The sequence below is a fragment of the Streptomyces sp. XY431 genome, from assembly GCF_001279805.1.
Classification (GTDB): Bacteria; Actinomycetota; Actinomycetes; order Streptomycetales; family Streptomycetaceae; genus Kitasatospora; species Kitasatospora purpeofusca.
In genome coordinates this window covers 1-16,849 of record NZ_LGDO01000483.1, presented here as the reverse complement: position 1 = coordinate 16,849, position 16,849 = coordinate 1, and the positions used below count along the sequence as shown (strand labels likewise).

Genomic DNA, 16,849 nt, shown 5'->3' with positions numbered 1-16,849 from the left:
TCCAGGCAAGGCAAGGACCACGAGGAAGGCCAGAGATGGCACGGCAGAAAGACACCGCACCCCGGCGGGAGTCGATGATCGTCATCGGCGGCGGTCTCGGCGGCCTGTCCACCGGGTGCTACGCCCGGATGAACGGCTACCGCACCAGGATCTTCGAGATGCACGAGATCCCCGGCGGCTCCTGCACCGGCTGGGACCGCAGCGACTTCACCTTCGACTGGTGCATCAGCTGGCTGCTCGGCAACGGGCCGGGCAACGAGATGTACCAGATCTGGCTCGAACTGGGCGCGCTCCAGGGCAAGGAGATGCGGCACTTCGACGTCTTCAACATCGTCCGGGGCCGGGACGGCCGGGAGGTCCGCTTCTACTCCGACCCGGACCGGCTGGAGGCGCACCTGCTCGGCCTCTCGCCGGCCGACGCCGCCCCGATCCGCGAGTTCTGCGCCGGGATCCGCACCTTCCGCAAGGCGCTCGCGGCCTATCCGTTCCTCAAGCCGGTCGGGCTGATGGGCCGGCTGGAGCGCTGGCGGATGCTGGCCTCCTTCGCCCCCCACTTCAACACCATCCGCAAGTCGATCACGCTGCTGATGACGGACTTCTCGCAGCGGTTCCGCGACCCGCTGCTGCGCGAGGCGTTCAACTTCATCCTCTACGAGAAGCACCCGGCCTTCCCGGTGCTGCCGTTCTACTTCCAGCTCGCCTCGCACGCCAACCACGCCGCCGGGGTGCCGGAGGGCGGTTCGCTCGCGCTGGCGCGGTCGATCGAGGAGCGCTACCTCGGGCTCGGCGGCGAGATCACCTACAACGCCAAGGTCGAGGAGATCCTGGTCGAGCGGGACCGCGCGGTGGGTGTGCGGCTCAGCGACGGCCGGGAGTTCCACGCCGACATCGTGGTGTCCGCCGCCGACGGCCACACCACCGTGATGAAGCTGCTCAAGGGCCAGTACCTCAACGACACCTACCGTCGGCTCTACACCTCGCTGATCGACGAGCCGGGCCAGCTGTCGCCCGGGTACGTGTCGCTCTTCCTGGGGCTGCGCAAGCCCTTCCCCGAGGGCGACCCGTGCACCACCCACCTGCTGGGCGAGCGGGAGACGGCCGAGCTGACCGGGATCCGCTGCCCCTCGGTGAACGTGCAGTTCCGCACCCGGCACTACCCGGAGCTGGCGCCGGAGAACTCCACCGTGGTGTTCGCGACCTACTTCTCCGACATCGCCCCCTGGCGGGCGCTGCACGAGGGCCCCGAGCAGTCCTCCCGGGTGCGGCGCGGCGAGGAACTGCACACCCTGCCGGTCAAGCACGGCCGGGAGTACATGGCGGCCAAGCGGCGGGTCCGCAACGGCATCGTCGGCTTCCTGGACGAGCGGTACCCGGGCTTCAAGGCCGCGGTGGCCGTCGCCGACGTCTCCACCCCGCTGACCCAGGTCCGCTACACGGGCGTCTACGACGGCACCTTCCCCGGCTGGAACCCCTTCGTGGAGGGTGCCGAGACGGTGGAGGAGGAGATCAAGAAGAGCGGGCCGGTGCTGCCGGGGCTGTCGAACTTCTACCTCTCCGGGGTCTGGGCGACCATCGGCGGGCTGATCCGGGCGGCCGCCACCGGGCGGCACGTCATGCAGTTCGTCTGCCGGGACGACGGGGTGGAGTTCACCGCCGGGATCGACCCGAGCGCCCCGATGCCGACCCACCTGGTCATCCCGGTGGGCCGGCCTGCGGAGCCGGGCCGGCGGACGGTGCCGCAAGCCGCCGGAAAGGCCGCCGGAAAGGCCGCCGGAAAGGCGGGCAGCGCGGCCGGCGCCGCCGGCAAGGGCGACGAGAACAGCAAGGACAGCGAGAACGTGCAGACGGGAGCCCTGGCATGAGGATCGAGAAGTGGGTGGTCCGGGAGCACCTGGACGGTGTGCCCGACGTCAACCGCGTCTACGAGAAGGTCGTGGAGGACGTCCGGATCGACCTGCGGCCGGACGAGATGCTCTTCCGGACCAGGTACGTCTCGGTGGACCCGTACCAGAACGGCCTGGCGCTGGAGACGCCGATCGGCCACCACATGGGCGCCGACTCGATCATGGAGGTGGTCGAGGCCGGTCCGGCGGCGGCCTTCGCGGTCGGCGACCTGGTGCAGGGCTTCGGCGGCTGGCGCACCCACGTCGTCCACAACGGCGCCGAGGAGCTGTGGACGACCGGCATCTTCCCGATGGTGTTCCCGGCCTACCGCCGGCTCGACCCGTCCTGGTACGACGAGCGGCTGCCGGTGTCCAGCGCGCTCGGCATCATGGGCGCGCCCGGGATGACGGCCTGGGGCACGCTCACCCGCTTCCTGGAGGTCCGGCCCGGCGACACCGTGGTGGTCAGCGGCGCCTCCGGCTCGATCGGCACCCTGGTGGGCCAGTTGGCGAAGCGGGCCGGGGCCGGCCGGGTGGTCGGCACCACCGGCTCGCCGGGCAAGGCCGAGTACCTGCGCGAGCTGGGCTTCGACGAGGTGGTGCTCTACACCCAGGGCGACGACGCGGAGAAGGCCCGGCAGGCGCTGCTGCTCGCCGCGCCGGACGGCGTCGACCGGTACTTCGACAACCTGGGCGGCACGGTCACCGACGCGGTGTTCACGATGCTGAACGTGGACAGCCGGGTGGCGGTCTGCTGGCAGTGGGCGACCACGGTGAACGGTGAACTGACCGGGCCGAGGCTGCTGCCGTACATCATGTTCCCGCGCACCACGATCCGCGGCATCTTCGCCCAGGAGTGGTTCACCGAGCCGCTGTTGGCACAGATGCACCAGGAGCTGGGCGGGCTGGTCCGGGACGGGGAGATCCGCTACCACCAGACCGTGCACAAGGGCTTCGACGGGATCCCGGCGGCCTACCGCAGCCTCTACCTGGACCGCGAGCACAACCGGGGCAAGGTGCTGGTCGAGGTCTGACCCGGCCGGGATCCGAGCCGGTCCGCCGGCGGGAGGGGTGCCCTCCCGCCGGCGGCGGATCACTCGTCGTCGAGGTCGAGGTCGATGTCGAACGCGCCGGCGTCCGAGCCGTCCGGGGTGCCGCTGATCGCGTACCCCTGGCGGCGCGCCTCGTAGCAGGCCACCGTGGCGGCGGCGGAGACGTTCAGCGAGCCGACCCGGCCCAGCTGGGGCACGAAGACCACCTGGTCGCAGAGGGCGAGCGCGTCCGCCGTGATCCCCCGGTCCTCGTGGCCCAGCACGAAGGCGACGGCCGGGGTCAGTTCGGCGGCGAACATCGGCACCGCCTCGTCGGCCAGTTCGAGGCCGACCACCTTGAAGCCGTCGGCCTTCGCCGCGGCCACCGCCTCGGCGACGGTGGGGAAGTGCTCCACCTTCAGGTACTTGTCGGTGCCCATCGCGGCCTTCTGCGCGCCGGACGAGCGCACCGACGGGGTGTCACCGGTGAGGTAGAGCTTCTCCGCACCCATCGCGGCGCCGGTCCTGACCACCGAGCCGACGTTGAACGGCGACTGGAGGTTCTCCAGGATCATCGCGAGCCGGAACTCGTTGCCACGCCGCCAGGAGCGGTGCAGCCGCTTCAGTTCGGTCCCGCGGAGCTGCTTCACGACGTCGTCCCTCGTCCACTCTCGGGGCCCTCGCCCGCCGTCGGGCGGGGCCGCGCTTCCAGAATCCGGAACCCGTTGACCGAGGTCAGCCGGGTGGTCGGCCAGCCGTGCTCGTTCAGCCACTTCTGCAGCGAGTCCGAGCCGAGGTGCTTCTGCACCACCAGGAAGGCCGAGCCGTCCGGGGTGAGCCGGTCCAGCCACTGCTCCAGCAGCCGCCGCAGCGCCGCCTTGCCGATCCGGATCGGCGGGTTGGAGTAGATCGCCGCGAACCGCAGTTCGGCGGGGACCTCCTCCGGCAGCGCGGCGTGCACATTGCCCAGGCCCAGCGACCCGGCGTTGTCCCGGACCAGGTCCAGGGCGCGGCCGTTGACGTCCACCGCCCAGACCGGGAGCCGCTTGCGGCGGCTCGCCCAGGTCAGCGCGATCGGGCCGTAGCCGCAGCCGATGTCCAGGATCGGGCCGCGCACCCGGGGCGGCGGCGCCTGCTCCAGCAGGATCCGGGTGCCCGGGTCCAACCGGCTGCGGGAGAAGACGCCCGCGTCGGTGCTGAGCTCCAGGGTGAGGTCCGGCAGGGTGACCGTGATCGGCCGGCGCTCGCTGGCGACCTCGGGTGCACCGGAGAAGTAGTGCGAGCCGGACATGCGTTTCCCCGTCGTTCGTAAGGGCCTCGGGGCCACCGGGAGGTGTGGGTAAGCCCTGCTGGTACGGCTCCGATCGTACCCCGGTGCCCGGCGGGGCCCGTGTCCCGCGCGGCGGGGGTCAGGGCGCCCCGGGGGTCTTGCGGGTGGCCACGTTGATCCGGTTCCAGGCGTTGATGGTGAAGCAGAGCGAGATCAGCCCGGCGAGCTCCGGCTCGGGGAAGAGCTCGGCGGCCCGCTCGTACACCGCGTCGGAGACGCCGTCGCCGATGCGGGTGATCTGCTCGGCCAGCGCGAGGGCGGCCCGCTCGCGCTCGCTGTAGACGCCCTCGGGGGCCTCGCGCCAGACCGGGAGCAGATAGATCCGCTCGTCGCTCTCGCCGGCCTTGCGGGCGTCCTTGACGTGCATGTCCAGGCAGTAGGCGCAGCCGTTGAGCTGGGAGGAGCGGACCTGCACCAGCTCGACCAGCGTCGGGTCGAGGCCCTCGCGGGCGGCGGCGTCCAGGGCGATCATCGCCCGGAACACCTTGGGGGCGGTGCGGGCGAAGTCGAGGCGGGCGGTGGGCCGGGGGGTGGCGGTGTTCGTCATGGGTACGAGCCTAGGAACGGGGTGCACCCCGGACATGGTGCATTCCGGGACCGTTCTCCCGGGTCAATTCCCGGGGCGGGCAACACGCCGGGGGCCCGGCGGCGCGTCGCGCCGGGCCGGTGGCCGACGGATACTGCGAGTACCCCGGCGGGCCGGACCCACGGGCCGGGGAACGCCTCCGAGGAACCTTCGAGGAACGAGGACGGACACCATGCCGCAGAACCACGAGGACTACCTGGACGAGGTCGCCGAGGCCGTGGAGTCGGAGAACGAGGTGGCGGAGGACGAGTACGACGAGCTGGCCGAGCGCCGCGCACTGGGCGCGGACCCGGCCACCGAGGTCGCGGACGTCGCCGAGCAGAGCCGGACCGTCCCGCTGGACGAGGACGAGTACCGGGAGTAGCCGCAGACCCCTCGCGTACCCGGGCAGGCCCCGGCTAGAGCGCCCCGCGGCGCTGGAGCCAGGTGAACGCCGCCCAGCCGGGAAGGACCGGCAGCACGAAGGTGAGCAGCCGGAACAGCGCGACGGCGGCCAGCGCGCCGTCCTTCTCCATCGAGGTGACCAGTTCCAGCAGGGTCACCAGCGCGCTGTCCACGAAGCCCGCCCCGCCGGGGGTCGGGGCCGCGTTCCCGGCCGCGTTGCCGACCAGGAACACCACCCCGACCGCGGCGAAGGACGGGTCCCGCCCGACCGCCCGGGCGCAGCAGTACAGACAGGCGATCAGCGTCAGCGACACCAGCAGCTGCCCGGTGAAGCCGACCGCCAGCCGTCCCGGGTTGCGCAGCAGCTCCACCAACCGGGGCAGCACCTCGGCGGTCAGCGGGCGCAGCCGGGCGGCCAGCCAGCGCCGGGCCGGCGGCACCGCGGACACCGAGGCCAGCAGGACGCCCGCCGCGGCGAGGCCGCCGACCACGGCCGGCAGGGCGTCCAGTTCGGAGCTGCCGGGCTCGACACCGGTCAGGTAGACGAACGCGCCGAGCTGGAGCAGGTGCAGGACCAGGCCGAGCAGCTGGCCCGCGCCGACGCTGGACAGGGCCTGCGCGGTCGGGATGCCGGCCCGCTGGAGGAAGCGGGTGTTCAGCGCGACCCCGCCGACCCCGCCGGGGGAGACCAGCTTGACGAAGGACCCGGCCACCTGGGCGAGCACGGCGTTGCGGAAGTCCAGCCGCTCGGGGACGAAACCGACGAAGCCCATCGCCCCCGCGACATGCCCGGCGGCCGCGGCCAGCACGGCGAGGGCGAGCCAGAACGGGTCGGCGTCGGCGACGGTCGCGATCGGGTTCCGCTCGGTGGCGAACAGCTGCGGCAGCAGCAGCCACCCGGCCACCACGCCGCCGACGACGGCGAGCAGGGTGCGGGGGCGCAGCCGCTCCAGCCGGACCGGCCGGACGGGCGCTTGCGGGCGGCTGCGGAGCACCTCGGCGCGGATCCCGTCCAGCAGGTCGGGGCCGGGGCCGTCGGCGGGCGCGGCGGCGGGCGCCTCCGGGCCGGTGCGCTGCGGAGGCACCCGGGGTGCGGTCGCCGCGGCGCCGCGACGGGCGGCCTGCTTGAGCGCCGCCCGGGTGCCGCGGGCCAGCGCGATGGGCTGGAGCAGCGGCAGGGCGGCGGCGACCGCGTCCGGGCCGAGCACCGACACCGCCGCGCGCACCGAGCGCTCGGCCCCGGTGCGCAGCGCGAGCGTGGTGAGCAGCTGGGCGATGTCGCTGAGCAGTACCAGTTCCCCGGCCGCGATGTCCCCGTCCGCGAGGCCCACCAGGTGCACCGCCCCCGCCGGGTCGACCAGCAGCGCGGAGGGCACCAGCGCGCGGTGCGCGATGGCGCGCCGCTGGAGCAGCGCCAGCTGGCCCCAGACGTCGGCGAGCAGCGCGTCGGTGACCTCTTCGTCGGCCAGCTCGTCCAGGGTGCGGCCGGGCAGCCGCCGGTAGGCGACCAGCGCGGCGTCCCGGCCGAGTTCGGCGGTGGCGGCGACCGGGCGGGTGCGGACCCCGGCGGCGACGGCCGCGTAGGAGACCAGGGCCTCGTGCTCCAGGCCGGTGCGCAGTGAGCGCAGCGCGCGCGGGTGCGGGGCGGTGCGCAGTCGCAGCCGGCGCCAGGCCCGCTGCACCAGGGCGGCGGTGACCGCCTGCCGGTCGAGCAGCTGGACGTCCAGGTCGGGGTGGTCGCCGCGCTGGCGGACCAGGTAGCGGTCCGGGCCGTCCGGGGTGACGGAGACCGGGTGCAGACCGGCCTCGCGCAGGCTGTGCAGGAGCTGTCCGGGCCGGGGCCGGGGGTCCGGGGTGCCGACGGCCCAGCGGGTGCCGTGGGCGGCCGTCCAGCCGATCAGCACACCGAGCAGCAGCGCGGTCGGGGTGGCCGCCCCGGCGGCGATCCCGGCCAGTGCGGCCAGGGTGAGGACGGTCCACGGCACCCGGCGTTCACGCGCCGCGGAGGCGGTGAGGAAGGCCAGGACGGGTGCCAGGTAGCCGTAGACCGGCTCGGTGTGGGCGAGCGGGGCGCCGGGCAGTGGCCGGGTCAGCGCGGAGACCAGGGAGAACGGCGCGGGGCCGTCGATCCACAGCGCGAAGAGGAGGGTGACGCCGTACGCCAGGACGGCGGCCAGCACGCCGTCGGCGAGCTGCTGGAGGACGTGCCGCCGGTCGGTCCCCGGGGCGAGCAGCCGGCGGGCGGCCGAGCAGCCGGGCAGGAGCAGCAGGGCGGCGGTGGTGAGGCCGGTGGCGACGCCGCCCAGCGGGTGCGGGACCAGGGCGGCGGCGCCGCCGACGTCCTCGGCGAGGCCGTTGGTGGTGGCGCGGGCGTAGTCGGCGGACAGCAGGGTCAGGGCGATCACGACGAGGCCGGCGAGCAGCCGGATCAGCGCGGCCGGCTGCCGGACCCGGCCGGTGGCGGCTATCCCCGGGGGCTCGGGCGGGCGTGGGGGGCCGCCCGTCGTTCCGTCCGAAGCGCCGCCCCCCGTGCTGTCGTCCGTGCCTTCGACCGTGCCGCCGGTCCTGCCACTTGTCGCGTTCCCCGCCACATCCGCCACGGATGGCATGCTCCCACGAGCCCCCGGCAGCGTGTCTCGGGGCGCGGGGCGGGCCCGTCGTCACTACCCTGCGTCCCATGAGCGCCTGCGAAGACCTCGCCGCCGCACCCCGGGACCTCGCGCCCCTGCCACCCCTGGACGGCTGCGCCGACTGCCTGGCGCAGGGGCGCCGGGACTGGGTGCACCTGCGGCTCTGCCTGGACTGCGGCCGCATCGGTTGCTGCGACTTCTCGCCGCAGCGGCATGCCACCGCGCACTTCCACAACAGTTCCCATCCGGTGATCCGCTCCTACGAGCCGGGGGAGGACTGGCGCTGGTGCTACGTCCACGAGCTCATGGGGTGAGGGTCCGGCCGGATCGGCTCCCCGGCCGGGGCGACGTTCGGGCCGGGTTGACGTTCGGGTGCCCATGGGTTGACGTTCGGGTGCCCATGGGTTGAGGTGTAACTCCCGACAGATCTGGACATAACGCCCGTACGGCCCTCGGTCGGTTCCTGTCCGGCCGGCGGCCGCCGAAGGGAGCCGACGATGACCAAGCAAACAGCGGGAAGCCCTCACAAGCTCCGCCGCGGCACCCAGGAGCTGTTGGAGCGCCGGGGGATGGCCACGATGCCGATCACGCTCCCGCCCCTTCCGGCCGGCGCCGCGCGGACCGCCACCGGATCGGCGAGCGCCGCCTTCCGGCACGGCGGCCGGGACTCCGCGACCGCCGTCCCGCACTCCGTGCCCGCGCACCACGCCGAACTCAAGGGGCACCGCCACCGCGGGGCCGAGAAGCACAGCGCGCACTGAACCGGCCGCGCGCCCCGTCGGCGCGCCCCGACCGCTGTCCTGACGTGCGGTCAGGGCCGGTCCGGGGCGCGCGGCGGGGCTGTCGGTGGCCTGCGGTACGTTCGGGGTGATCGACGGCGGCGGGCGAGTGGGGGTACGGGCGATGGCCGAGCTGATGACGGAGGAGCCGGTCGAGCTCCAGCTGGAGCGGTACCGGACGGAGTTGACCGGGTACTGCTACCGGATGCTCGGCTCGGTCTTCGAGGCCGAGGACGCGGTCCAGGACACCATGGTCCGGGCCTGGCGCGGACACCGCGGCTTCGAGGGCCGCGCCGCGCTGCGCTCCTGGCTCTACCGGATCGCCACCAACGTCTGTCTGGACGCGCTGAACGGCCGCAACGCCCGGGCCCGGCCGATGGACCTGGCCGGTCCGTCCACCGTGGCCACCGCGACCGATGCCCAGCTGCCCGAGGTCACCTGGCTCGGACCGGCGCCGGACGGCCGGGTGGTGCCCGAGACCGGCGATCCGGCCGAGGTGGCCGCGCAGCGCGAATCGGTGCGGCTGGCCTTCGTCGCCGCGCTCCAGCGGCTGGCGCCCCGGCAGCGGGCGGTGCTGATCCTGCGCGAGGTGCTCGGCTGGCGGGCCAACGAGGTCGCCGAACTGCTCGGTGTCACCGTCGCCTCGGTGAACAGCGCGCTCCAGCGGGCCCGGGCCGCGCTCGCCGCCGACCCCGCCGCCACCCGCCCGGCCCCGACCCTGGACGAGGACCACCGGGCCCTGCTGGCCCGGTACGTCGCCGCCTTCGAGGCGTACGACATGGACGGTCTGGCGGCGCTGCTGCACGAGGACGTCACGCTCAACATGCCGCCGTTCGCGCTCTGGCTGACCGGGCACGCGGACATCCGGGAGTGGATGCTCGGCCCCGGGTGCGGCTGCCGGGGCTCCCGGCTGGTGCCGGTGGTGGCCAACGGCAGCCCGGCCTTCGGGCAGTACCGGCCGAGCCCGGAGGGCGGGCACGAGCCGTGGGCGCTGATCGTGCTGGAGGTGTCAGCGGGCCGGATCACCGGGGTCACCAACTTCCTCGACACCAAGGTGCTCTTCCCGCTGTTCGGTCTGCCGCCCCGGCTGGAGGCCGGGGAGTAGCCGGCTCTCCTCGCCGTCCTGCCCGCCGTCGTCCTCGCCGTCCTCGTCGTCCTCGCCGTCCGGTTCGACGAGCAGGACGGCGGCCAGCCCGCTGAACGCGAGCAGTTCGCGCAGCGGGCCGTTGGCGTTGTGCAGGACGAGCCGCACGCCGTGCCGGGCCGCGGCGCGCCGCAGCCGGGCCAGGGCGTCGACCACGGCCAGGTCGGGGGCGGCCAGTGCGCCCAGATCACAGATCAACGGTCGGGTGGCGGAGGTAAGGGTCTCGGTCTTCACCGAGGGGAGACCGCTCCGGCGCACGGGGCTCATCGGCCCGCCGGAAACTTTTCCGGAAAAAACTTTGCCGGGGAGCGATGAGTTTCCGCCGGGCCCCCGGTCTACCCCTGTGAAAGCGCGGCACCGAGCCGCGCCCGCACCGAACAGAGGGAACCACCACCATGACCGAGAACCTCGGCACCCTGTCCATCGTCCGCGAGCTGCCGGCCACCCCGGCCGAGGTGTTCCGGGCCTACGTCGAGCCCGAGCAGTTCGTCCGCTTCTGGGGCCCGGTCGGCACCAGTGTCCCGCTGGACACCGTGACCATCGAGCCGGAGGTGGGCGGGCGCTTCGACAGCACGATGGTGCTGGAGGCCACCGGTGACCGCTACCCGGTGCGGGGCCGGTTCACAGCGGTCCGCGAGGGCGAGATGCTGGAGTTCCTGGAGGAGGGCGTCGGTCTCACCGGCCGGATCACCCTCACCGACCTCGGCGACGGCCGGACCGAGGTGCGCATGGAGCAGGAGAACGTCCCGGCGATGTTCCTGGGCCCGGAGGCCGAGGCCGGCCACAACTCCAGCTTCGACCGGCTGGTCGAGCACCTCGCGGCCCGTCGCTGAGGCCGGCGGGGCCCGGCTGGCAGAGTGGGGCGCACATCGTCCCCGAGTCCGAGGAGGGCCCGCCGTGCCGGTCGAGCCGTTGAAGTCCCGTGAAGAGTGGCTGGCCTCGTTGCCCCGGATCTACGCCGCGGCGGGGTGCGTCCTGCGGGACGCGTCCGGGCGGATCCTGCTGGTGAAGGCCGGGTACCGGGAGCACTGGCAGTTCCCGGGCGGGACGATCGACCTCGGGGAGGGTCCGGCCGAGTGCGCGGCCAGGGAACTGCTGGAGGAGACCGGCATCGTCCGGGAGGCCGGCGAACTGCTGGCCATCTCCTGGACCCACCCCTCGGGCGAACTCGACCACCCGGCCGAGCACTTCCTGTTCGACTTCGGCAGCGTCCCGGACGGCACCCCCGTGACCGTCCCGGCCGGCGAACTCGACGACCACCGCTGGGTCGAGGACCAGGAGGCGCTCGAACTCCTCGGCCCGGCCCGGTCGTTGCGGCTGCGCGCGGCGCTGGAGGCGCAGGCCGACGGCCGGGTGCGGATCATCACCACGCATGTGTCGGGCTTCTGACCGCGACCCGCGACCCGCGACCCGCGACCCGCGACCCGCGACCCGTGACCGGCGTCCCGGCCGTCCCGGCCGGTGTCCCGGGGGCGCGCCCGTCCCGCGGCCCCCGGAACGGTCCGGTCACGCCGGCTCGGCGCCGGTGCCGTCGGTGCCGGGGGCGATGAACGCGGCGAGGATCTCGACGACGAACCGCTCGATCCCGTCCTTCCGCACACCGAGGTCGTCCAGCACTCCGGCGCCGTTCTCCAACTCCAGCAGGGCGAGCAGGATGTGCTCGGTGCCGACGTAGTTGTGACCGAGCTTCAGCGCCTCCCGGAAGGTCAGTTCCAGCACCTTCTTCCCCCGGGCGTCGTACGGGATCAGCGCCGGCACCTCGGCGGCCGGGGCGGGCAGCGCCGCCGTCGCGGCGGTGCGCAGCGCCTCCGGGGTGACGCCCTGGTCGACGAGCGCCCGCGCGGCCAGGCCGTCGGGTTCGACCAGCAGGCCGAGCAGCAGGTGCTCGGCCCCGATCTCGGCGTTGCCGGCCCGGCGGGCCTCCTCCTGGGAGGCCATCACCACGTGCCGGGCCCGGTCGGTGAACCGGCCGAAGCCCTGGCTGGGGTCGAGGTCGTTGGGTGTGGCCGGGTCCTTGGGCACGAAGCGCTTCTGGGCGGCCTGCTTGCTGACCCCCATGCTGTGGCCGATGTCGGTCCAGGAGGCGCCGGAGCGGCGGGCCTGGTCGACGAAGTGGCCGATCAGGTGATCCGCGAGCTCACCGAGGTGGTCGGCCGCGATGACGGCGTCCGAGAGCTGGTCGAGCGCATCCGGGTGGAGCTTCTTGATCGCGTCGATCAGGTCGTCGAGGCGCAGCGGAGTGGTCTTGGGAACGATCGGATTCTCCATGCCGTCAACCGTAGGTTGTCGACGCCAAATCGTCAACCATCGGTTGACGATGGGCGGAGTTGGAGTCTCAGAGGGCCAGCAGCCGACCGCGGACGGCCGCGAGGTCGGCGGTGGAGACGCCGGCGGCCGACAGCCGGGCGACCGGGTCGAGGCCGGCGAGGGCGGTGTGCACGGCGGCTTCGGCGGTGGTGCCGGCCTCGGCGAGCACGGCGTCGATCCGCCGGTACTGGTCCGGGAGGCCGAGCATGCCGTAGAGGGGGCGGACATTGGCGGCGCTCAGCAGGTAGTCGGCGACGATCTCGGCGGGCTCGACCTCGGCGAGGGCGAGCAGCAGCAGCGCGGCGAGGCCGGTCCGGTCGCGGCCGGCGCCGCAGTGCACGACCAGTCCGCCGGGGCGGGCGCCGGCGATCGTCGCGATCAACTCGGCGGCGGCGCGCGGACAGTGGTCCAGATAGGGGCGCAGGGCGAGCGGGGTGCCGTCGAGGTGGCCGTAGGTCTGCCACCAGGCGGGGCCGGCGAGTTCGTCCAGCGGGACGCGGATCAGTTCGACGTCCCCGGGGAGCGGGAGGAGCGGCTTGTACTCCTCGATGTTGCGCAGGTCGACGACGGTGCGCACGCCGTGGTCGAGCAGGGCGTCCCAGCCCTCGGCGGTGAGGCGGTCGAGGTTGTCGGCCCGGACGATCGCCCGGTGGGTGGTGCGGGCGCCGGTGGTGGTGGGCAGTCCGCCCAGGTCGCGGACGTTGAGGCAGCCGTCCCAGGCGAGCGTGCGGTCCTCGGTGGCGGTGGTGCGCGCGTCTGCCCGGCTCATCAGGTTCCCCGTTTTCCTCGGCGAGGGGGTCCCGTTACCCCCTCGTTATGTGGACTACCGGTGGAGCGGGATGGTTCCTCGGATCGTCCGATGATCAGAGTGTGACGATGCAACAGCGTTCGGTCGGCGGCCCGTCGGCGTTCGGGTGCCGTTCAGGCGGCTGCCTCGGCGCGGACCAGCTTCTCCATCGGCTGCGCGGCGGCCTGGCCGAGCACCGAACCCGCGACGATCGCGCCGACCAGCAGCACGGTGGACAGCCACGCCATGGTCGCCACCGGCAGGGTGAAGGCGCCGGCCACCCGGGCCACGCACTCGGCGAGCAGCGCGGAGCCCCAGATCACGGAGAACAGCCGCTCGTAGCGGCGGAACGGCCGCGAGCCGGCGGCGAGCCGGTCCCAGGCGGCCTCCCTGGCCGTCTCGCCCTTGGTGAGGAAGGGCCGCAGCGCGGTGGACATCAGCGGCCGCGCGGTCAGCGCGGAGCCCAGGATCGCCAGGGCCATGAAGCCGCTGAGCACGGCCTCCTTGGCGAGCATCAGCCGGGCGTCGCCGCTGACGGCGGTGAGCACCAGGCCGACCAGGTTCACCCCGAGCATCAGGGCGGCGAAGCGGTTCAGCGTCCGGTCCTTGGCCAGGCCGAGGACGGTCCGGGCGACCGGGAACACGCTGCTCCAGGCCAGGGCGGCGAACTCGCTCGTTCCGAGGCCGGAGTGGAGGAGGTAGAAGGCGGCGAGCGGGCCGGCGATGTCGACGGCGAGCGGGCGGAGGGCCTTGGCGAGCGGCTGCGGGGCCTTGGCGGTGACGGCCTCGGCGGTGGCGGTGCCGGTGGTGGCGGCGCTGGTGGCGGCGATCTGGCTCATGGTGGGTCCTCCCCGGACTGGCTGCTCGGTCGGCGGGGCGTTGCCCGCTCCGTCGTGCCTCCAGTGTTCCGAGCGGGACCCCTCGGCCAGCAGTGCCGTCCGTTGCGGGATCCGCATGACAGTTGTCACGGTGCGCGCCATGACCGTGCCGCCGAGCTGCGAAGACGTCTGACCGGTGGGCGAATTGACGTGACGTCGGGCCGACCGCCGGTCAGGGGCGCTCGAAGTCCCAGAGCGGTCGGCCCAGGGTGTCCGCGCAGTGGACGGCGGCGAAGCGCTCGTCCTCGGCCGACAGGAATCCCTGGGCGACGCCGTGCAGCACCGTGCGCGCGGCCGCGTCCGCCCGGGTCCAGGCGCCGGTCAGCACCAGCACCGCGCCGACCAGCTCCGCGCGCTGGATCCGGGCCACCGGGACGGCCAGCAGCGTGGTGTTGACCTGCTCCAGCTCGTCGGCGGACAGATAGGTCTCCCCGCTGCCGCCGCCGCGCTCCAGGTCGAGCCGGCGGCGCAGCTCGGGCAGCCCGTAGTGGCGGACGGCGGCCACCGAGTCGTCCAGCGCGACCTGCCAGCGCGGGCCGGGCAGCACCTCCCACCAGACGTCCTCCCGCACCGGCAGCAGCTCGCCGATCCGGGACCGCCAGGACTCGATGCCGTAGACGGCGCGCGGGTCCGGGCGCGGACCGGGGAAGGCCGCGGCGGACCAGTCGGCGCGGCTGACCAGGCTCAGGTCGAAGGTGTAGCGGACCCGTCCGTCGGCGCGCCGCTCGACCACGCCGACCAGGGCCCAGTGGGTCGGGTCGGGGAGGGCGAAGGTCCGCTGCCCGCCGGTGAGGCCCAGGAGCCGGAGCGCGGGCGCGAGGTGGTCGCGCAGGCCGCGTTCGTGGAACTCGCGGGCGGTGGTCATGACGGTCCCTGGGGGTCGGGGCAGGCAGCACTCGGCGGCACCCGGGGCGCGGGAGGGGCAGGGCGCGGGCGGCGGCCGGAACGGATCGTTCACCTACAACGTAGGCAGGGCGGCGTCCGCGCGGCCGTGGGCGAAGGCCAGCAGGTCCCGGGACCTTCGCCCCGCGCGCGGGCTGCCCAAGGGCCCGGCGACGTGGCGTCCGCCGGGCCCGGTGCCGCCCGCCGACCGGCTCCGGCGACGCGTGCTCCCCGCCCCGGTGCCGGCTGCCTTCCCGGCCGGGTCCGGGCCGGGTAACGGTCGGGCTCACCGGACCGGGACGTTCGCCCGGATGGCGCATGATGTGGCGGGTGCAGAGTGCAGAAAGCCCCGGAGCGGGCACCGACAGCCCCGTCGGCCGGTCCGGACCGGTGACGACGTCAGGCCCGCCCCCCGGCCCGCCCGCGCGCGAGGCCCCCGTCGATCTGACCGAGGCCGTCCGGGCCGCCCAGCGCGGGGACGAGGAGGCCTTCCGACTGCTCTTCCGCAGCGTGCAGCCGGGCCTGCTCCGCTACCTGCGGGTCCTGGTCGGCGGCCGGCCCGAGGACGCCCAGGACGCCGAGGACATCGCCTCGGAGGCCTGGCTCCAGATCGCCCGCGACCTGGGCACCTTCACCGGGGACGGCGACGGCTTCCGCGGCTGGGCCACGACCGTCGCGCGCAACCGGGCGCTGGACCACCTGCGCGCCCGCCGCCGCCGGCCGGTCGCCGACCTGCCCTTCGAGTTCATGTTCGACCGCGCGGCCGGGGACGACACCGCGGGGGCGGCGCTCGCCTCGGTCGGCACCTCGGACGCGCTGGCGCTGATCTCCCGGCTGCCCCGGGACCAGGCCGAGGCCGTACTCCTGCGGGTGGTGATGGAGCTGGACGCGGAGAGCGCCGCCCAGGTACTCGGCAAGCGCGCCGGCAGCGTCCGGATGGCCGCGCACCGGGGGCTGAAGCGGCTGGCCAAGCTGCTGGAGCAGTCCTCCCCGGCGGGCGGCGGGGCCGGCGGCGGCGCGAGCGGTCCGGGTAGCGGCGCGGGCGCGGTCGGCGCCGGGATCCCGGCCGCGCGGTCGGGCCGGGACGCCGCCGATCCGGCCGCCCGGCAGAGCCGCGGAAGAGCCGCGAGAAAAGATTCTCCGCAGGGTGTGACGGAACGCCGCGCCGCGACGCTGAAGGACATGAGATGAGCACCAACCGATCCCGTCGGATCGACCGTGACACCGCCGAGCGGCTGCTCGCCGGTGCCGTGGGCGGCCCGTCGGACGGGCAGGACGCCTCGCTCACCGGCCCGGACGGCAGCACTGGGCGTACGGGGGTTGCCCGTGTGCTCGCCGCCGCCGCGGCTCCGGTGACGCAGGACGAACTGGCCGGGGAGGAAGCGGCCCTGGCCGCCTTCCGGGAGGCCCGTCTCGCGCCCGTCCCAGCAGTACCCACCACACCCGCACCCGTTCGGAGACGTTCGATGGCCACCGCAGCCCTGACCAGGGCCTTCAGCACGAAGGCCGCTGCCGTCGTGCTCGGTGCCACGGCGCTCGGCGGGGTCGCGGTCGCGGCCGGGACGGGCAATCTGCCGTCGGCGCTGGGAGGCGGTTCGGACGAGCCGCGCCGGGGCGTCGTCCCGGTGACGTCCGCTCCGCCGTCCACCCAGGACACCCGCTCGGGTGCGCCGACCGGTGGTCCGGCGGTCGCACCGTTCGGCTCCGGCCGAACGGACGGCGCCTCCGGCAGTGTGTCCGGCGGTCCGACCTCCGGCGATCCGTCGGCCCGGGCGAACCGGCCGCAGACGCCCGGGGCGTCCGCGCCGTCGTCGGCGGACGGGCACGGTCCTTCCTACCCGACGGGCATCGCCGCACTCTGCAAGGCGTTCTCCGACCGGGCGGGCAAGGGCGAGCGCCCGCGCACGCTGGTCGCCGATCCCCAGTTCGGCGGGCTGGTCCTGGAGGCCGGCGGTCCGGACCGGGCGGAGGAGTACTGCGCCCGGGTGCTCAGCGACACGGGCGACGGCGACCACCAGGGCGGTTCCGGGACCGGTTCCGCGACCGGTGGCAACGCTTCCACCGGCCGTGGTTCCGGTGGTCCCGGTGGTTCCGGTTCCGGCGGTTCCGGCTCGGGCTCCGGCTCGGGTTCGGGCGAGAACGGCGGCTCGGGCAAGACGCCCAAGGGCGCCACTCCGCCGTCACCCACCCAGCCGCCCGCCACCCAGCCCCGCCCCGGCACCCAGCCC

General features: G+C 74.3%; 19 protein-coding genes. 10 read left to right on the top strand and 9 right to left on the bottom strand.

Annotated elements, in window-relative coordinates; genetic code table 11:
* Positions 1-35: 35 nt before the first annotated feature.
* The gene (locus tag ADK60_RS31530; protein WP_234371375.1) at positions 36-1,862 is read left to right on the top strand and encodes a phytoene desaturase family protein; all 1,827 of its coding nucleotides are present in this window, start codon (positions 36-38) and stop codon (positions 1,860-1,862) included.
* Complete coding sequence (locus tag ADK60_RS31525) at positions 1,859-2,917, top strand: MDR family NADP-dependent oxidoreductase (protein WP_053650421.1); 1,059 nt, start codon at positions 1,859-1,861, stop codon at positions 2,915-2,917. The genes ADK60_RS31530 and ADK60_RS31525 overlap by 4 nt, the downstream gene beginning before the upstream one ends.
* Before the next feature lie 59 nt (positions 2,918-2,976).
* Here ADK60_RS31525 and ADK60_RS31520 read toward each other — a convergent pair whose 3' ends face one another.
* The 3 genes from ADK60_RS31520 to ADK60_RS31510 form a co-directional block, all read right to left on the bottom strand.
* Positions 2,977-3,564, bottom strand: a complete 588-nt coding sequence (locus ADK60_RS31520) for a TrmH family RNA methyltransferase (protein ID WP_045937687.1) — start codon at positions 3,562-3,564, stop codon at positions 2,977-2,979.
* On the bottom strand, positions 3,561-4,205 hold the full coding sequence (locus ADK60_RS31515; RefSeq protein ID WP_053650420.1) for a class I SAM-dependent methyltransferase: 645 nt from the start codon (positions 4,203-4,205) through the stop codon (positions 3,561-3,563). Before ADK60_RS31515 ends, ADK60_RS31520 begins: the two co-directional genes overlap by 4 nt.
* Positions 4,206-4,323: 118 nt before the next feature.
* Entirely contained in the window at positions 4,324-4,791 is a 468-nt protein-coding gene (locus ADK60_RS31510; RefSeq protein ID WP_053650419.1) for a carboxymuconolactone decarboxylase family protein, read from the bottom strand.
* 211 nt (positions 4,792-5,002) lie between these two features.
* On the opposite strand from ADK60_RS31510, the gene ADK60_RS31505 reads away from it, so the two are divergent.
* A complete protein-coding gene (locus ADK60_RS31505) occupies positions 5,003-5,194 on the top strand; it encodes a hypothetical protein (RefSeq protein ID WP_053650418.1) in 192 nt (63 codons plus the stop codon).
* Positions 5,195-5,228: 34 nt separating this feature from the next.
* Here ADK60_RS31505 and ADK60_RS31500 read toward each other — a convergent pair whose 3' ends face one another.
* On the bottom strand, positions 5,229-7,814 hold the full coding sequence (locus ADK60_RS31500; protein WP_159400673.1) for a lysylphosphatidylglycerol synthase transmembrane domain-containing protein: 2,586 nt from the start codon (positions 7,812-7,814) through the stop codon (positions 5,229-5,231).
* A gap of 77 nt (positions 7,815-7,891) precedes the next feature.
* Here ADK60_RS31500 and ADK60_RS31495 point away from each other — a divergent pair, with 77 nt between their 5' ends.
* The 3 genes from ADK60_RS31495 (at position 7,892) to ADK60_RS31485 (ending at position 9,728) form a co-directional block, all read left to right on the top strand.
* Positions 7,892-8,158 (top strand): UBP-type zinc finger domain-containing protein, encoded by a 267-nt coding sequence (locus ADK60_RS31495; protein ID WP_045937683.1) that lies wholly within the window; start codon positions 7,892-7,894, stop codon positions 8,156-8,158.
* 183 nt (positions 8,159-8,341) lie between these two features.
* Positions 8,342-8,605, top strand: coding sequence for a hypothetical protein (locus ADK60_RS31490; protein WP_159400672.1), 264 nt, complete (start codon positions 8,342-8,344; stop codon positions 8,603-8,605).
* Positions 8,606-8,747: 142 nt separating this feature from the next.
* A complete protein-coding gene (locus ADK60_RS31485; protein ID WP_199839800.1) occupies positions 8,748-9,728 on the top strand; it encodes a sigma-70 family RNA polymerase sigma factor in 981 nt (326 codons plus the stop codon).
* Here the strand turns inward: ADK60_RS31485 and ADK60_RS31480 are convergent.
* Positions 9,633-10,034, bottom strand: a complete 402-nt coding sequence (locus tag ADK60_RS31480) for an STAS domain-containing protein (RefSeq protein WP_053650415.1) — start codon at positions 10,032-10,034, stop codon at positions 9,633-9,635. The genes ADK60_RS31485 and ADK60_RS31480 overlap by 96 nt on opposite strands.
* Positions 10,035-10,162: 128 nt before the next feature.
* Between ADK60_RS31480 and ADK60_RS31475 the strand changes: the two genes are divergently transcribed.
* Both ADK60_RS31475 and ADK60_RS45235 read left to right on the top strand, forming a co-directional pair.
* Complete coding sequence (locus tag ADK60_RS31475; protein ID WP_045937680.1) at positions 10,163-10,600, top strand: SRPBCC family protein; 438 nt, start codon at positions 10,163-10,165, stop codon at positions 10,598-10,600.
* 64 nt (positions 10,601-10,664) lie between these two features.
* Positions 10,665-11,156 carry an NUDIX domain-containing protein gene (locus ADK60_RS45235; protein ID WP_053650414.1) on the top strand — a complete coding sequence of 164 codons (492 nt, stop codon included), beginning with the start codon at positions 10,665-10,667 and terminating at the stop codon, positions 11,154-11,156.
* 117 nt (positions 11,157-11,273) lie between these two features.
* Here ADK60_RS45235 and ADK60_RS31465 read toward each other — a convergent pair whose 3' ends face one another.
* The 4 genes from ADK60_RS31465 to ADK60_RS31450 all read right to left on the bottom strand — a co-directional run bounded on the left by ADK60_RS31465 (position 11,274) and on the right by ADK60_RS31450 (position 14,604).
* A complete protein-coding gene (locus ADK60_RS31465) occupies positions 11,274-12,035 on the bottom strand; it encodes a Clp protease N-terminal domain-containing protein (RefSeq protein WP_053650413.1) in 762 nt (253 codons plus the stop codon).
* Positions 12,036-12,102: 67 nt separating this feature from the next.
* On the bottom strand, positions 12,103-12,843 hold the full coding sequence (locus ADK60_RS31460) for a tyrosine-protein phosphatase (RefSeq protein WP_053650412.1): 741 nt from the start codon (positions 12,841-12,843) through the stop codon (positions 12,103-12,105).
* Between the two features lie 152 nt (positions 12,844-12,995).
* Positions 12,996-13,700 (bottom strand): VC0807 family protein, encoded by a 705-nt coding sequence (locus tag ADK60_RS31455; RefSeq protein WP_053650411.1) that lies wholly within the window; start codon positions 13,698-13,700, stop codon positions 12,996-12,998.
* A gap of 211 nt (positions 13,701-13,911) precedes the next feature.
* A complete protein-coding gene (locus tag ADK60_RS31450; RefSeq protein WP_053650410.1) occupies positions 13,912-14,604 on the bottom strand; it encodes a hypothetical protein in 693 nt (230 codons plus the stop codon).
* 338 nt (positions 14,605-14,942) lie between these two features.
* Between ADK60_RS31450 and ADK60_RS31445 the strand changes: the two genes are divergently transcribed.
* Both ADK60_RS31445 and ADK60_RS45975 read left to right on the top strand, forming a co-directional pair.
* Positions 14,943-15,812, top strand: coding sequence for an RNA polymerase sigma factor (locus tag ADK60_RS31445; protein ID WP_234371391.1), 870 nt, complete (start codon positions 14,943-14,945; stop codon positions 15,810-15,812).
* The coding region (locus ADK60_RS45975; RefSeq protein WP_053650409.1) for a hypothetical protein at positions 15,809-16,849 on the top strand (1,041 nt) is incomplete at its 3' end. The genes ADK60_RS31445 and ADK60_RS45975, both read left to right, overlap by 4 nt.

Coding starts and splice junctions, on each gene's coding strand:
- ADK60_RS31530 (WP_234371375.1), top strand. CDS start 36: ATGGCACGGCAGAAAGACACCGCACCCCGGCGGGAGTCGATGATCGTC.
- ADK60_RS31525 (WP_053650421.1), top strand. CDS start 1,859: ATGAGGATCGAGAAGTGGGTGGTCCGGGAGCACCTGGACGGTGTGCCC.
- ADK60_RS31515 (WP_053650420.1), bottom strand. CDS start 4,205: ATGTCCGGCTCGCACTACTTCTCCGGTGCACCCGAGGTCGCCAGCGAG.
- ADK60_RS31510 (WP_053650419.1), bottom strand. CDS start 4,791: ATGACGAACACCGCCACCCCCCGGCCCACCGCCCGCCTCGACTTCGCC.
- ADK60_RS31505 (WP_053650418.1), top strand. CDS start 5,003: ATGCCGCAGAACCACGAGGACTACCTGGACGAGGTCGCCGAGGCCGTG.
- ADK60_RS31495 (WP_045937683.1), top strand. CDS start 7,892: ATGAGCGCCTGCGAAGACCTCGCCGCCGCACCCCGGGACCTCGCGCCC.
- ADK60_RS31490 (WP_159400672.1), top strand. CDS start 8,342: ATGACCAAGCAAACAGCGGGAAGCCCTCACAAGCTCCGCCGCGGCACC.
- ADK60_RS31485 (WP_199839800.1), top strand. CDS start 8,748: ATGGCCGAGCTGATGACGGAGGAGCCGGTCGAGCTCCAGCTGGAGCGG.
- ADK60_RS31480 (WP_053650415.1), bottom strand. CDS start 10,034: ATGAGCCCCGTGCGCCGGAGCGGTCTCCCCTCGGTGAAGACCGAGACC.
- ADK60_RS31475 (WP_045937680.1), top strand. CDS start 10,163: ATGACCGAGAACCTCGGCACCCTGTCCATCGTCCGCGAGCTGCCGGCC.
- ADK60_RS31465 (WP_053650413.1), bottom strand. CDS start 12,035: ATGGAGAATCCGATCGTTCCCAAGACCACTCCGCTGCGCCTCGACGAC.
- ADK60_RS31460 (WP_053650412.1), bottom strand. CDS start 12,843: ATGAGCCGGGCAGACGCGCGCACCACCGCCACCGAGGACCGCACGCTC.
- ADK60_RS31455 (WP_053650411.1), bottom strand. CDS start 13,700: ATGAGCCAGATCGCCGCCACCAGCGCCGCCACCACCGGCACCGCCACC.
- ADK60_RS31450 (WP_053650410.1), bottom strand. CDS start 14,604: ATGACCACCGCCCGCGAGTTCCACGAACGCGGCCTGCGCGACCACCTC.
- ADK60_RS31445 (WP_234371391.1), top strand. CDS start 14,943: ATGTGGCGGGTGCAGAGTGCAGAAAGCCCCGGAGCGGGCACCGACAGC.